9 protein-coding genes and 1 pseudogene are annotated in these 14,644 nt (G+C 71.1%); 5 read left to right on the forward strand and 5 right to left on the reverse strand.

Features of this window, described 5'->3' with window-relative positions:
- Positions 1 to 93 precede the first annotated feature (93 nt).
- The 5 genes from BJ965_RS10305 to eccB all read right to left on the reverse strand — a co-directional run bounded on the left by BJ965_RS10305 (position 94) and on the right by eccB (position 5,791).
- Positions 94 to 1,773 (reverse strand): hypothetical protein, encoded by a 1,680-nt coding sequence (locus BJ965_RS10305; RefSeq protein ID WP_184908387.1) that lies wholly within the window; start codon positions 1,771 to 1,773, stop codon positions 94 to 96.
- Entirely contained in the window at positions 1,773 to 2,219 is a 447-nt protein-coding gene (locus BJ965_RS10310; protein WP_184908388.1) for a hypothetical protein, read from the reverse strand. The genes BJ965_RS10305 and BJ965_RS10310 overlap by 1 nt, the downstream gene beginning before the upstream one ends.
- Before the next feature lie 163 nt (positions 2,220 to 2,382).
- Complete coding sequence (locus BJ965_RS10315; protein WP_184908389.1) at positions 2,383 to 2,994, reverse strand: hypothetical protein; 612 nt, start codon at positions 2,992 to 2,994, stop codon at positions 2,383 to 2,385.
- The gene (gene mycP / locus BJ965_RS10320) at positions 2,982 to 4,253 is read right to left on the reverse strand and encodes a type VII secretion-associated serine protease mycosin (protein WP_184908390.1); all 1,272 of its coding nucleotides are present in this window, start codon (positions 4,251 to 4,253) and stop codon (positions 2,982 to 2,984) included. Before mycP ends, BJ965_RS10315 begins: the two co-directional genes overlap by 13 nt.
- An 11-nt stretch (positions 4,254 to 4,264) precedes the next feature.
- Entirely contained in the window at positions 4,265 to 5,791 is a 1,527-nt protein-coding gene (gene eccB / locus BJ965_RS10325; RefSeq protein ID WP_184908391.1) for a type VII secretion protein EccB, read from the reverse strand.
- A gap of 193 nt (positions 5,792 to 5,984) precedes the next feature.
- Here eccB and eccE point away from each other — a divergent pair, with 193 nt between their 5' ends.
- From eccE to BJ965_RS10345, 5 genes and pseudogenes are all read left to right on the forward strand, one after another.
- Positions 5,985 to 7,304 (forward strand): type VII secretion protein EccE, encoded by a 1,320-nt coding sequence (gene eccE / locus BJ965_RS10330; RefSeq protein WP_184908392.1) that lies wholly within the window; start codon positions 5,985 to 5,987, stop codon positions 7,302 to 7,304.
- Entirely contained in the window at positions 7,301 to 8,089 is a 789-nt protein-coding gene (locus tag BJ965_RS10335) for a hypothetical protein (protein WP_184908393.1), read from the forward strand. Before eccE ends, BJ965_RS10335 begins: the two co-directional genes overlap by 4 nt.
- 302 nt (positions 8,090 to 8,391) lie before the next feature.
- A pseudogene (locus BJ965_RS40120) lies at positions 8,392 to 8,553 on the forward strand (SCO5717 family growth-regulating ATPase); the annotation flags it as partial.
- Positions 8,554 to 9,219: 666 nt separating this feature from the next.
- Positions 9,220 to 12,492 carry a nucleotide-binding protein gene (locus BJ965_RS10340; protein ID WP_221513088.1) on the forward strand — a complete coding sequence of 1,091 codons (3,273 nt, stop codon included), beginning with the start codon at positions 9,220 to 9,222 and terminating at the stop codon, positions 12,490 to 12,492.
- A gap of 296 nt (positions 12,493 to 12,788) precedes the next feature.
- The gene (locus BJ965_RS10345; RefSeq protein ID WP_184908395.1) at positions 12,789 to 14,642 is read left to right on the forward strand and encodes an ABC transporter substrate-binding protein; all 1,854 of its coding nucleotides are present in this window, start codon (positions 12,789 to 12,791) and stop codon (positions 14,640 to 14,642) included.
- Positions 14,643 to 14,644: the final 2 nt, after the last annotated feature.

A 14,644-nucleotide genomic window follows, 5' to 3' on the forward strand; every position in this document is an offset into this window, starting at 1 on the left:
TGGACACCCGTCTTCCGGCACGTCCTGCGAAGAACGCCGTCATTCCGCCACGTGGGCTGATCCCTGTCATGCCTCTGTAGATCCTCGCTCTGATCAGTCAGTCACTGGTGGCGTGTTGCGTCGCGGGGTCTGCGGTTGAGACTCACCCTCACGATCCCTGCGGTTCGTGTTTCGTCGGTTTCCCGGGCGGCCATGCGGCGCGCCTGCACCGTCTACGGTCGGTCCACCGCTTCTCCCTGCTGGGGCTTGCCCCTTGGGTGTACCGACGACGCCATCCGCATTGCCCGCGGCTGGACGGGCAGTCTGGCCCGGACGCGCGCCAGGGGTGGAGTTGGGCGCCCCGATCACTCCGCGCTGCCCGATTTGGCCGGCGGGCGCACGGGAGCCGGTGTTGCCGCCAGCGCCGACGACCGTACCGCGCGGGACCTTGGAACCGGTCACCCCTTGAGGACCTGCGGCGGGTCTTCCGCCGACAATTCCATTACCGCGCGCCGCACCCGTGGCACTCGCACTGCCCGCGCGTTCGCTCGCCGGTCCTCCGACGGTGCGTGGCATTCCGCCGGAGACGCCTCGGCCCATGGGGGAAGCGCTGCCACCTCGAGCACCTGACTGCCCCGTGGTGGTGGCATGCCCCATCGGGCCTGTGGCGCCGCGACCGCCGACGGTCCCGCTCGGAGCGCCTGTACGGCCTTGAGCGGAGAACGGGGCCCTGTTGCCGTTCGCTCCGCCGAAGGCCGAGGTGCGGCCGGCCGACCCGCTGAGGGCGGGAGGAACCGTACCGGAGGGAAGGGGAGAGGCCGTCCCACCGTTGCCGCCACTCGCACCAGTCATCGTCGGCGCCACATTGGTCGACGGCCTCACGGTTTCCTGTGACGGCAGGGTGCCCACGCTGTCGATCTTCGTGCCGATGCTCGCATCCGAGGAAACGGTCGGGGCGTCCACTTGCCTAAGCGGCGACGTAGGGTCTCCGGATCGCGCGTGCCCAGTCGCCGTACTCGAGGAGTCATGTGCGGCCACCAGGGACTGGTGTGCGGACCCTAGCCCCCCAGTGCCTTGCCCTCCCTCGATTCTCAGATCCCCATAGGTCGGATCCGGCTTGGGCACCCCCACATCCGGCATGGGCTCGAACGTCGGCGGCTCCTGCGCCGCCATGATCTCTTCCGACACCGCGTAGAAGGACGCCAGCCGGTTCATCTGGTTGATCGCCTCTTGGCGGTCCTTCTCGGCCTTGACCGCAGCCGCGTACTCCGCGTTGCTCTCGGTTTGCTTGGGTGTCGGAATGTCCGCGACCGCCTTGGGGTCCTCTCGGGTGTCGCGCGGCGGCATTGCGCTGCGGACGGAGGCGAGGCCCGTGGCCGCTGCTGTGACCTGGGTGCCGGCGGCGTCGGCGAAGGCGGCGAGTTTGCGGGCGTGGATGACGAGATTGGCGCCCCATTTACGGAAAGCCTCGCCCGACTCGCCTTCCCAGTCGACCCGGGTGATGTGGCCTTCGAGTTCCTCGGCGGCCTCTTCGATGGCGGTCTGGGCGTTCAGCAGGGCAGTGCCCGCAAGTTCCAAGTCCTCTGGTTTCGCGGACTCGACCATGTCGATCATGGCGTTCAGGGCGTGGCCCTCGAAGTTCGTCTTGCCGAAGACACGGGGGACCTTCCAGCCGAAGGGGAGGAGCTGGGCTACCCCCGTCGCACCGCTCACCATGTCGATGGCGCTGACCTGCGCCGCGGCCTGCTCCTTCTCCGCCTGGTGCGATTCCTGGGGCTTCTGCTTGTCGCTCACTAGTAGGTGACCGTCCGCTCGTCGTTGCTCTTCGGCGCGGACGCGCCCTGCTTCGCAGCCTCCGCCGCTTGCCTCTCCTGCTTCGCTTCCAGCTGCTGACGGCCGATATCAGCCGTGATCTCCCAGAACCGCCGCCGCTCCTCCTCGTCGATGTTGCTGAAGTTTCCGCCCGCGCCCATGACGGCGATCTGCATCGCCTCGATCTGAAGGCCCAGGTTCTTGGAGAGTGCGGTGAGGCGTTCGTGGACGCGCTCGTACTGGCTGTGGAGGCCCTTGGCCTCGGCGAAGCCGCCCGAGCCGCTGAAAGATGCCTCGGAGAGGGCGTGCGCCGCGATCTTCTGGGGGCTGCCGGGTGAGCCCTCGAATGTGGAGAGCACGGCATCGACACGCTTCTTGAAGGTTCCCAGCGCCTCCAAGCCGACTTTGAAACCCTCCGCAGGCAGCATGCCTTCCCTCCCCGTTCCCCGTTGATAAAGTCGTTGAGCGGTGCACAGATGATGACCCGATCGGCACACTCGATGACCACTGTAGTCACCGGGTCAGACACGACCAACTGATTCTCGTGGTATGCGAGTTGCGAGGCGGACGAGATCAGGCCGAGCCACGGAGTCAGCAACCACCCTCACGCGTCGTCACCGCGAAGTCATACGACGGGACCGTCACCGTCCCCTGGCCTCCCCCGATTCCCGGCGGCTCATAGTCCCCGTCTTTCGACCGGGTGCGTGTGACCTGCATGCAGAAGGCCGAGTCGGCGCCCGTGACCGTATAGCGCGCCTCGGAAGCGGTGTTCGCGTCGGCCGGCGTCGCGGTCACGCCGTATTGCGGGGCGTCGCCGCCGCCGTGCTCGACGATTTCCTGCTCGATTCTTGTCGCGTATTCGTCGATCCAGCCAGTGTCGTTGCCCTCGACATAGATGTCGCCGAAACCGGAACTGCCGTCCAAGGCGTCCGTGGCGCCCCGCACCGCAGTCGTCAACTCGGTGTCGTCCCACGCCGTGTCATCGGAGACCTTGAAGCCCTGCACACACAGGTAGATGCCGACGCCGGCCAGGGCGACGAACACGACGCGAGCGGCGATGAAGGAGGCGTCGGACAGTTCTTCGGCCGACGGGTTGATGCCGGCGCGCCATGCCCGGACGCGGTCCGCCTTGACGCAGGCCATGGCCAGCAGCACGGCGGACAGGATGAGGCCGAGGACATTCAGTTCGGTCAGCGCGTCCATGATCCGCCCTCCACCCGTCGCTTCTGCCTGCGCCGCGCGTCCCGGATTGCCACCGCCGTGCCGCCCATCCCCGCGACGAGGACCACCGCGCCCACGGCCACGTAGGTGGCGAGGCGGGCGTTGCGTTCCTCGGCGGTTTCGCCGACCTGGAACTCGGCCGGGGTGGGGGCTTCCGGTTTGCCCAGGCCTGCCTGGGGGTTGGGGGACTCCATGGGGTGTTCGTCCTGCGTCAGGGCTCGTACGGGGTCGACCACTCCCCAGCCGACCAGACGGTCGTGGCCCGCCGTGGTGCGCTCCGCGGTCTGTTCGATCTGGGCGACGATCTGCCGGGCCGTCCAGTCGGGGTGTTTCGCCTTGATCAGCGCCGCGAGGCCGGCGACGTACGGCGCCGAGAAGCTCGTACCGTTGTCGGAGCAGTGGCCGCCCTTGGGGACGGTGGAGATCATGTCGACACCGGGGGCGGCGACGCCGACGAACTCGCCGGACTGGGAGAAGGCGGCGCGCTCGTTGTTGCGGTCCGAGGCGGCGACCGCGAGGACGCCATTGTAGGAAGCCGGGTACGTCTCCTTGACGTTGCCGCCGAGGCCGTCGTTGCCCGCCGAGGCCACGACCACGATCTTCCGGGCCAGGGCCTGGTTGATCGCCAGCGCCAGATCGGACGTCGACTTCATCGGTTTCGTCGTGTCCTGGGAGATGTTGATGACGTCGGCCCCGGCCTGGACGGCGTAGCGGATCGCGTCGGTCAGGGTGCCGACGTCGCCGTTGCCCTCCGCGTCGTTCTGCTGGATCGGGATGATGGTCGCATCGGGGGCCAGGCCCACGAAACCGGTGCCCTTGGCGGGCCGGGCCGCGATGATGCCGGCGACCTTGGTGCCGTGGCCGACCGTGTCCGTGGTGCCGTTCTCCTTGCCCCGCTCGATCGGGTTGCCGTCGTCGTCCTTGAGGTTCTTGGGCAGGAAATTGCGGCCGCTCTTCACGTCGACCGCGTCGGTGAGTTGGGGGTTCGTCACGTCGACGCCGGTGTCGATCACCGCCACCTGTATGCCCTTGCCCGTGGACTGGCTCCACAGCTCGTCCAGGAGGACGCGCTGCAGGGACCAGGGGCGGCCCGGGTATTTCCCGTTGGGGAACGCGCACTGGTCCGAGTACGGCAGGTCGGCCGCGGCCGCCGGGGGTGCGAGGACGACGGGGGCGGTCGTGAGCAGGGTCGCCGCCGTCACCGCGGTCGCCCTGCGGAGGATGGAGGGCACGTGTGACATGTCCGGGCCCCTCAGGAACCCTGCGGCTGGCGTGCCGCCGTCGTCGACAGGCGTGGGCCGGTGGGCAGGAACTCCGACCAGGCGGCGGGGATCGGCGCGGGGTCCACGTCCTTGTAGCCGAGCCGGGTCTGGGCCTGCCGGGCCTCCTGCTGGGCCTGCCGGCGGTCCTCGGCCGTCGTACCGATGCCGGCGTCGTCCGCGCCGCTGTCGGCGTTGGACTGCAGGACGTAGCGCAGGCCGGTGTCGGTGACGAGGAAGACGGGGCCGGCCTTGGTCTCCCTGCCCTGGAACTGGCGGTAGAGCTGGCCGGAGCCGGGCGTGACGTAGGCGCTGGAGGAGCCTGCGGGAAGCTTGGCCGGGAAATCCGTGCCGGCCCAGGTGCTCTGGGTCGTGGCCCCCGAGCCGGCGTCGACGCCGCGCAGGACGTTGCAGACGGTGCCGCGGCTTCCTGCGGCGCCGGAGGCATCGTTGACGGGCTGGGGGTCCTCGACCGGCCAGCGGTGCTCGGTGCCGAACGGCTTGCCGGGAACGATCGCACCCGGGCTCATGTCCTTTGCTTCGCCGGCCTGGCCGAGGGAGGCCAGGTCCTCGCTGAACAGCAGGAGCTGGGCGACGAAGGCCGAGACGGGGGCGACCCGGCCGGGCAACACCACGTAGTACTGGTCGCTGTTGAGGTCGGATGCCTTGAGGACCATGCCGACCTTGTTCGTCTTGTCGTCCAGTTGACCTGGGGCGTCGGCCGCGACACCGATCTGGTCGGGGATCTTCGGGAAGGAGATCGGGTCGCCGGTGTGCAGGGTCTCCAGCCACTCACGGGAGACCTTCTGCGGTTTGCGTCCGGAGCCGACGACGGCGCGCAGCAGCAGTTCGTTGCTCTTGTCGACGGGGTACGAGCGTCCGCTCGCGTCCACCACGTGGTGCTTCCCGTCCGGGGCGACGACGTAGAGCAGTTGCCCGCCCGTCAGTTTCTCGCCCTTGCCCTCGGTCGCTTTCCAGTCGCGGGAGGCGAGGACCAGGGCCGCCTTCTGGATGGACTCCCCGCCCGCGCTGGGGCGTTCGCAGACCGCCCAGCGCTTCTCGCCGCCCGCCTCGGACGCCGAGGGGAGACGGTCGGGCGCGTACGGGATGCCGATGGTGGCTCCGTGGGGGATCTTGCCGTTGTCGAGGACGGACTCGGCGACGGTCACCACATCGCCCTGGCCTTCGTCGAGGAGCAGTTTGGCGGAGGCCATGTTGAGGACCGGGTGCAACTGGACCTGTCTGCCGGTCTTCAGGACGACGTAGCGCGTGGTCGAGTCGCTGGCGACGATCACCTTGGCGTTGGGCTCGTCCCAGCCCTTGGGCGCGGTGGGCTTGAACATGCCCCAGGCCCCGAAGACGGCCATGACGACCACGCCCACGATGACCCCGGGGATGACCGCGCGCAGGGGACGAGGCGCCCCCTCTTCCGAACCGTCGGGCGACGACTGCAGGAAGGCCGCGAGCATGCGGCGCTTCGCGAAGGTGTAGGCATTGAGCTGGTCGCGCCGAGATGCCATCTCTGCTTGTCTCTCCCCGTGTTCAGATGTCCGCGCTCGCCTGGTGTGTCATGCCGACCGCCCCTGTGTCAGAGCGGCCCCCTACTATGCCTGGTATCCGCGGGGACTTGTGGAGCGGGTAGGGTGCCCGGGCCTTCACGGGCATGGTGCGGTGCTGAAACAGCAGCGGGTTGTCAGCAGACGGGGGGATGGAGTGAGGGCTTCGAGGACGGGCGCCCGATCCCGTGACCGATCACGGACACGGGGTGCTTCGGCGTCCGGACAAGGACCGGCGCAGCGGCCGGACTCGCCGGGCGCGCTCCACTCCACGGTGCGTTCGGGTCGGGTCGGGGCATTCCGGTTGCAACGCCTTGTCCTGTTCGAGGCCGCGGCGGCCATCCTGCTCGTCGGATGGGTGATCGGTCCCGTGGCCCTGGTGCCTGCGGCTGTCCTCGCCGGCTGTCTGGTGCTGCTCTCCTTCCTCCGTCGCCGCGGGCGTTCCCTGCCCGAGTGGCTGGCCACGGCTCAGGCGTTTCGTGCACGACAGCGACGGGCCGCGAGTACGCCGCTACCGGAGGGCACGGAGCCGGGGCTGGCGCCGGCCGTGGAGTGCGACCCGAGCCTGCGGACGTACACGTACACCGGCCGCGACCGCCGACCCGTCGGAATCGTCGGGGACGGTACGTTCGTCACCGCGGTCCTGCATGTCGAGGCCGACGCCACCGCCCTGCGGGCCGAGCGGAACAAACAGCCGTTGCCCCTGTCTCTGGTGCACGACGCTTTGGAGGTGGACGGTGTCCGGCTGGAGTCGGCACAGGTCGTGCTCCACACCCAGCCCGCGCCCGCGATCCACTTGCCCCGGCAGTCCGTGGCAGTCGCCAACTACGCGCCCTTGCAGGAGCAGACGGGTGCGCCGGCCGTACGCATCACGTGGATCGCGTTGAAGCTCGATCCGGAGCTGTGCGCCGAAGCTGTGGCCGCGCGCGGGGGCGGCCTGGTCGGAGCGCAGAAGTGCGTGGTGCGTGCCGCCGATCACCTCGCGAGCCGACTCACCGGATCCGGATTCCGGGCGACCCTCCTCGACGAGGAGCAGCTGACCTCCGCCATCGCCACGTCGGCCTGCGCCAACCCGCTGGTGACAGCGGAGGCCGGGCGGACGGACACGAGGGAGCGTAGGACCGAGGAGTCGGGCCGGAACTGGCGCTGCGACAACCGCAGACACACCACGTACTGGATCCGTCGGTGGCCCGCTCTGGGTGGGGAGAGGGCGCCGTCGCTGCCGCAGCTCGTCGCCCTGGTCACGGCCGTCCCCACCCTCGCCACCACCTTCAGCCTCACGCTCAGGCGCGGGGAGCGGAAGGAGGTGTCTGTCTGCGGGCACCTGCGGGTGACCGGGCGCAGCGACGACGAACTCGTCGCCGCCCGGCGTGCAGTGCAGGCCGCGGCCCGGCACACAGGCATGGGGCTCTCCCGGCTCGACCGGGAACAGGTGCCCGGCATGCTCGCCACTCTGCCCCTCGGAGGTGCCCGGTGACGGCGACGCCCCCGCGCGTAGGACGGGCGGCGGTCACCGGACAGGGTGAGCCGCAGTCCTCAGCCCCCGAGCGGGCGCGTGAACTGCTGCGCCGCGGCTTCGGATTGATCGGCCCGAGGCACCCTCGGCACTCCGTGAGCATCGACCAACTGGACACCCTCGCCCTACCCGTGGCCGACGACGGCGTCGTCATCGGCGTGGACGCGGAGAACCGGCCCGCTGTACTCGGGCTCAATCGGCCGCTGCCGTACGACGTCGTGCTCATCGGCGGGCTGTGGACCGTGCAGGTCATCGCGCTCAGGGCGGCGGCAACAGGGACGCGGGTCGCCGTGGAGACGGCGCGGGCGCAGGTCTGGATGCCGATGGTGCACGCCATGGGGGGCGCTCAGAACGGGATGGCCGTGTACGACGTCGGGCGGGTGCCGCCGCTGGGTGCCTCGGCCGGTACGCCGGTGCTGGTGGTGCGGGACTGCGGGATGCGGCCACCTCGCGGTCGCGTGGTCTCCGGGCCCTGGCAGTCGGTGCTGACGCTGTTGCCGTACGTCAGCCCGGTCGCTCCGCGGCTCGTGCGGCAGGCGCGGCTGGTCGGCATTCAGAGGGTGTCGCCCGACGAATCCACGGAACTGGGCCGCACGATGGCGCTCACCCGGGCCGAAATGGACTCCCTGCCGGGGCTCTCCGACGGCCTCACCCTGTGGTGTACCGATCGTGATCGGCAATACGTGATGACACAGCCCACGGACGCGGAGACCGGGCTGTTGGGTACGCCACGTCGGATGGACTGACGGGCCTGGCGGCGAAACCGTTCGCAGCACCCGGTTTGTCAACTGTTGCGCCAGCAATTACATGGCATTTGCCTGGTTTTCGAGGGCCGGCGTTGCTGTGGAGGGGCGGACGGGTCTGCCGGGCCGGGACGTGTGGTGATTAGGCTGGGACGGGGCGCGCCGTCAGAACCCGTGGTGGGCGGGCGGCGTCCCAGGGGGACGGCGGGGGAGCCTGTGGAGCGGACGACCTCGGTTGACCCCTGATACGCCTCAAACGACTTCGCACGACGTCGGACGACAAGCAAGGGTCGCCCCAGCACGACATGAGGGTGCTCGACCACACCAGGAGGAACACTGTGAGCAGCGATCGGGACGGGAACCGCGGGGGCTGGGCGACACCCGGCGATGACCAGCCCGACGCGGAGTCCGCAGCAGAGGTGACGGGCGAGTTCACCATCGACTACGCGCCGCCCGCCTGGTACACGCAGAACGCCTCGGGGAACTCGTCCTCGGGGCAGGGGGCGGGGGCGTCCGAGGAGTCCGGTGCTCCGGGGGCTGCCGGAGGGCCCGGCGGTTCCGGGATGCCGAAGGGGCCGGTGCCGCCGCTGCCCGGGCTGACTCCGCCGCCGCATGCCAATCCTTCGGGTGGGGTCTCGTCCTTCCCCGGGCAGCGTCCCGCTCAGGGGCCGGCTTCGGCACCGCATCCGGCTCCGACGCCCGGTGCGCCCTTCACTCCTCCCGCGTCGCCGCCCGCTCCGGGGGCTCCGTTCACGCCTCCGGCGCCCGCGCCGGGCGCGCCGTTCACTCCACCCGCCGCCGGAGGGCCGGCCGGTGTCCCCAGGTTGCCGATGGGGAGCGGTTTCGAGCCGCAGGTGTCGCAGCAGGCTCAGCCCGAGGCGCCCCAGGCGGGTCCGGCCTCTCCCACGGCTGTGCCGAACATCCCCGTGGGTGGGTATCAGGCGCAGTGGACGCCGTCGGCTCCGCCGGAGGTGGCCCCGGCCGCTGTTCCTGCCCCGGAGGCGGCTCCTGCCGCTCCGGACGCTCCCGAGGCTCCTGCCACTCCTCCCACCGCGTCCGGGACTCCCGAGGTTCCGGCTGCGGCTGCCAGTGCGGCAGACCCGTCGGCCGGTGATCTGGAGAGCGGCGCCACCATGCGGTTCTCCGCCGTCGCCCTGAAGCGGGAGATCGAGGAGCGGGCCGCCGCCGAGGCGGTTTCCGCGCCCGCCGTCCCCGTCGCCCCCGACTCCGACGACAGCTCCGAGGCTCCCGATGCTCCCGACGCCCCCCGGGTGCCGATCGCCGGGGGCGAGGGTGACATCGAGGCGGAAGAGTCCGCCGACGGCTCCGGCAGCGACGTCCGTGCGGATGACGCGGAGGACCACGGCCCTGACGCGGAGGCCGACGGCGCCTCGGACGCGGTCTCGGAGTACGGGCTGGACGCGGACGCCTTCGCTGACGTGCCGTCGGCCGAAGAGACCGAGCCGGAGGAGACGCGGCCGGAGGGCGAAGACGCAGCGCCCGTGGTGGTCGAGCCGCATGTCGTGGCGGCCGACGACAGCGAGTCCGAGGACGCCGGCGACCAGGACGGGGCGTCCGCCGACGAGGCCCGGCCGGAGGAAGCCGAAGACAAGGACGCCGAAGAGGAGGACGCCAGGTCGGAGAACGCCGCGCCCGAGAACGCCCCGTCTCAGGCCGACGAGCCCAACGACGTCGAGCCCGAGCCCGAGGATGCCGTACCGGCCGGGGCCGAGCACCTCCGTGAAGACGCCGTGGCAGCTCCTGCCGAGCCCGCCGACGCGCCCCCCACCGACCTCGCCTCCTCGGAGAGCGAGCCGGAGGACGCCGTACCGGCCGCCCCGGCCCCCGAGGCTCCGCAGACCGCGCCGTCCGACTCGGTTCCCCCGCTCCCACAGGGTGTGCCGCCGCTGCCGCCGTCGTACCAGCCGGCGGCCCCGGCGCCCGCGAACCAGTGGCCCGTTCAGCCTGAGCAGCAGCCCCGGCCGGAGGCTCGGCCCGCCGACACGAACGGGCCGGCGCAGGGTCAGCCGCCGGTGCCGCCGCAGCCCTCGGTGCCCGCCCAGCAGCCGCCGTTCCAGCCCGAGCCGCCGTTCCAGCCCCAGGCGCCGCAGCCCGCGCCCGCCGCGTGGAACCAGCAGGCCGCACCGACGCCTCCGAACCAGCCGCCCGCCCAGCCCGTACCTCAGCCCGGCGGCTACGGCTTCCCGCCCCCTGGAGCTCAGCCCCCGGCCGCGCCGAACGTCCAGGGCGGCTACGGCTTCCCGCAGCAGGGCGCGCCCGCCCCGGCAGCGCAGCAGCCCGGCACCCCCGCCCCCGCGCCGACCCCGCAGGACGGCTACGGCTTCCCCCACCCCGGCGCCCCAGCCCCGGCCGCACAGCCCCCGGCGCAGCAGCCGGTGGGCCCGCACGCGCCCCACGCGCAGGGCGGCTACGGCTTCCCGCAGCAGGGCGCGCCCGCCCCGGCAGCGCAGCAGCCCGGCACCCCCGCCCCCGCGCCGACCCCGCAGGACGGCTACGGCATCCCCCATCCCGGCGCACCCGCCCCGGCGGCCCAGCAGCCCCCGGCGCAGCAGCCCGGCACCCCGCCCGCCCCCGCGCCGACCCCCCAGGACGGCTACGGCTTCCCCCAGCCGGGCGCGCCCGCCCCGCAGGACGGCTACGGCTTCCCTCATCCCGGTGTCCCCAACGCCCAGGGCGGCTACGGCTTCCCCCAGCCGCACGCTCCGCAGCCCCAGCCCGGCGTGCCCCCGCAGGCCCAGCCCCAGCCCGAGGCCCAGCCCCCGCATGCCGGTCAGCCCGAGCAGCAGCCGGGTCAGCCGGCCCATCCGGGGCTGCCCGGGCAGCCCGGGCAGCAGGCCTACCCCGGGCAGCCCCAGCAGCCCGTCGACCCCCGTACCGGTGCCGCCTGGCCGCAGCCCATGCAGCACGACCAGCGGCAGCCGACCAACCCCGGGGCCGCGCCGCTCGGTTACACCGCCGCCGTGGAGCTGTCGTCCGACCGGCTGCTCAACAGCAAGAAGCAGAAGGCGAAAAGCAGCCGTCCGGCGGCCGGGGGCGGGCGGTTCAAGATCGGTGGGAAGAAGGAGGAGGCCGAGCGGCAGCGCAAGCTCGACCTGATCCGTACGCCCGTGCTGTCCTGCTACCGGATCGCCGTGATCAGCCTCAAGGGCGGTGTCGGCAAGACGACCACGACCACCGCGCTCGGCTCGACGCTCGCCACCGAGCGCCAGGACAAGATCCTCGCGATCGACGCCAACCCCGACGCGGGCACCCTCGGGCGCCGGGTGCGGAGGGAGACCGGGGCGACCATCCGCGATCTCGTCCAGGCGATCCCGTACCTCAACTCGTACATGGACATCCGGCGGTTCACGTCCCAGGCCTCCTCCGGACTGGAGATCATCGCCAACGACGTCGACCCGGCGGTGTCCACGACGTTCAACGACGAGGACTACCGGCGCGCGATCGACGTGCTGGGCAAGCAGTACCCGGTGATCCTCACCGACTCCGGTACCGGTCTGCTGTACAGCGCCATGCGCGGTGTGCTGGACCTCGCGGACCAGCTCATCATCATCTCGACGCCGTCCGTGGACGGGGCGAGCAGTGCGAGCACGACGCTGGACTGGCTGTCCGCGCACGGGTACGCCGACCTGGTCTCGCGGTCCATCACCGTCATCTCCGGGGTGCGTGAGACCGGCAAGATGATCAAGGTCGAGGACATCGTGTCCCACTTCGAGACGCGCTGCCGGGGTGTCATCGTCGTGCCGTTCGACGAGCATCTCTCCGCCGGTGCCGAGGTCGACCTCGACATGATGCGGCCGAAGGTGCGGGAGGCGTACTTCAACCTCGCGGCCATGGTCGCCGAAGACTTCGTCCGTCATCAGCAGTCGCACGGCCTGTGGACCTCGGACGGCAACCCGCCGCCGGTCGCGGCCCCGCCGTTGCCCGGTCAGGCCACGCCCGGCCAGGCCGTGCCGGGTCAGGCCATGCCGGGTCAGCCCTACGCCCAGCCGGGACAGCTTCCCTACCCCGGCCAGCAGCAGCCGGCTCCGGGTCAGCCGGGCCCGTACCCGCCGCAGCCCCAGCAGCCCCAGCAGCCCCAGCCCGGACAGCCGTACCCGCAGCCCGGACAGCCGTACCCGCAGCCCGGGCAGCCCTATGCCCAGCCGGGTCAGCCCCCGGCCCAGCCCGGCCAGCCGTACCCGCAGGCCGGACAGCCGGGACAGCCGGGACAGCAGCCCGGCCATCCGGGAGCCCACCCTGGCCAGCCGTACGCGCAGCCCGGTCAGCCCCCGGCCGCTCCCCCGCAGCCGGGCTACGGATACCCCCAGGCCGGACACCCCGGGCAGCCCGGCTACCCGGGCCAGCCCGACGGGCAGACCCCGCCGCCCCCGCCTCCGACGCAGTAATCACCTCACCCGATCGGCCCCTTTCCGAGGGGCCGATCCCGCCCGGCCCGCGCCGTTCCGACTCGGCGCGGGCCTTTGCGCGTTCGGGGGCGAATTCCGTTGCCAGGCCCTGGCCAGGGGCGCGTCAGTGGTCTCGACCAATGGGTGCGAAAAGCTCGCCAATTCGTTATTTCCGCAGGCCACAAGGGGTGAATGCGCCGTTGACGGGTGGAGACGGCCGCTGGTACACACACATCACGCAGCTGACAGCTGATCAACCCGTCCTTCCCGTCCGAGCGATGACGCGAGGTCCGACCATGGGCACGAACGATCAGAAACGCAGCCTCCCGCACGGCCTCCGGCTCGTCGCCCTGGCCGGGGCCGCCGCGCTCACCCTCACCGCCGGTCTCGCGACCCCGCTGGACCCGGCGTCCCAGCAGGCCCGGGCGGCCGACGACGGCAAGAAGGTGCTGACCGTCGCGGTGGCGCAGAGCGTGGACTCGCTCAGCCCGTTCCTCGCGGTCCGGCTGCTCAGCACGAGCATCCACCGGCTCATGTACGAGTACCTGACCAACTACGACCCCAAGGACAACCACGCCATCGCGGGCCTGGCCACCAAGTGGGAGCCGTCGCCGGACAAGCTGACCTGGACGTACACGATCCGCGACACCTCCAAGTGGTCGGACGGGCAGCGGGCCACCGCCGAGGACGCGGCGTGGACGTTCAACAAGATGATGACCGACACCGGCGCGGCCACGGCGAACGGCAGCTACGTCGGGAACTTCAGGAAGGTGACGGCCCCGAGCCCCACCAAGCTGGTCATCGAGCTGAAGAAGCCGCAGGCCACCATGGCCGCGCTGGACGTGCCGATCGTGCCGAAGCACGTGTGGGAGAAGGTCTCGGACTTCTCCGAGTTCAACAACGACAAGAGCTTCCCGGTCGTGGGGAACGGCCCGTTCGTGCTGAGCGGCTACAAGGCCGACAGCTATGTCCGGCTCAAGGCCAACAAGGACTTCTGGCGGGGGTCGCCGAAGTTCGACGAGCTGGTCTTCCGCTACTACAAGGACCAGGACGCGGCCGTGTCGGCGCTGCGCAAGGGCGAGGTGTCCTTCGTCGCCGGGTCCCCGTCCCTGACACCCGCTCAGGCGGAGTCGCTGAAGGGCGCGGACGACATCCAGGTGAACGACGCCCCCGGCCGCCGCTTCTACGCCCTCGCCACCAACCCGGGCGCCAAGGCCAAGAACGGCAAGAAGTTCGGCGACGGCCACCCCTCCCTGCTGGACCAGCGGGTGCGCAACGCGCTGTTCCGGGCCGTCGACCGCGAGGCCATCATCGACAAGGTGTTCCGGGGCCACGCCGTCGAGGGCGAGGGCTACATCCCGCCGCGCTTCCAGGACTACTTCTGGAAGCCCTCCGCGGACCGGAAGCTGTCGTACGACCCGGCCGAGGCGGCCCGGCTGCTCGACCAGGCGGGGTACAAGAAGAACGGCGACGGCAAGCGCGTCGGCAAGGACGGCAAACCGATCACCTACCGCGTGCTGTGCCACGCCACCGACCCGAACGACAAGGCGGTCGGCAAGTACCTCCAGGAGTGGTGGGGCGAGCTCGGCATCGGCGTCCGGCTCAACTGCCTGGACAACGTGACCGACCCGTGGCTGGCCGGCAAGTACGACCTGGCGTTCGACGGCTGGTCGGTCAACCCCGACCCCGACTTCGTGCTGTCCATCCACACCTGCGGGGCGCTGCCGGCGACCCCCGAGGAGACGGGCGCGACGGACAACTTCATCTGCGACAAGAAGTACGACGAGCTCTACGCCCGGCAGCTCACCGAGTACGACCCCGCCAAACGGGCGGACATCGTCAAGCAGATGGAGTCGCGGCTGTACGACCTCGGGTACATGAACGTCATGGCGTATCCGAACGCGGTCGAGGCTTTCCGGACGGACCAGATCAAGTCGATCACGACCATGCCGGCGAAGGCGGGCAACATCTACGGGCAGGACGGCTACTGGAGCTGGTGGTCGGCGGTGCCCGCGGACTCCGGGGGGTCCTCGGACAACGCGGCGTCGACGACGGTCGTGGTCGGCATCGTCGCGGGTGTCGTGATCCTCGGCGGGCTCGGTGTCTTCGCGGCGATGCGGCGGCGGGCCACCGCCGAGGAACGCGAGTAGGG

Source organism: Streptomyces luteogriseus (assembly GCF_014205055.1).
In the GTDB taxonomy this organism is placed as follows: domain Bacteria; phylum Actinomycetota; class Actinomycetes; order Streptomycetales; family Streptomycetaceae; genus Streptomyces; species Streptomyces luteogriseus.

Bases quoted from the DNA above. Each gene is read 5' to 3' on its own strand.
- BJ965_RS10310 (WP_184908388.1), bottom strand. From the start codon at position 2,219: ATGCTGCCTGCGGAGGGTTTCAAAGTCGGCTTGGAGGCGCTGGGAACC.
- BJ965_RS10315 (WP_184908389.1), bottom strand. From the start codon at position 2,994: ATGGACGCGCTGACCGAACTGAATGTCCTCGGCCTCATCCTGTCCGCC.
- mycP (WP_184908390.1), bottom strand. From the start codon at position 4,253: ATGTCACACGTGCCCTCCATCCTCCGCAGGGCGACCGCGGTGACGGCG.
- eccB (WP_184908391.1), bottom strand. From the start codon at position 5,791: ATGGCATCTCGGCGCGACCAGCTCAATGCCTACACCTTCGCGAAGCGC.
- BJ965_RS10340 (WP_221513088.1), top strand. From the start codon at position 9,220: ATGCGGTTCTCCGCCGTCGCCCTGAAGCGGGAGATCGAGGAGCGGGCC.
- BJ965_RS10345 (WP_184908395.1), top strand. From the start codon at position 12,789: ATGGGCACGAACGATCAGAAACGCAGCCTCCCGCACGGCCTCCGGCTC.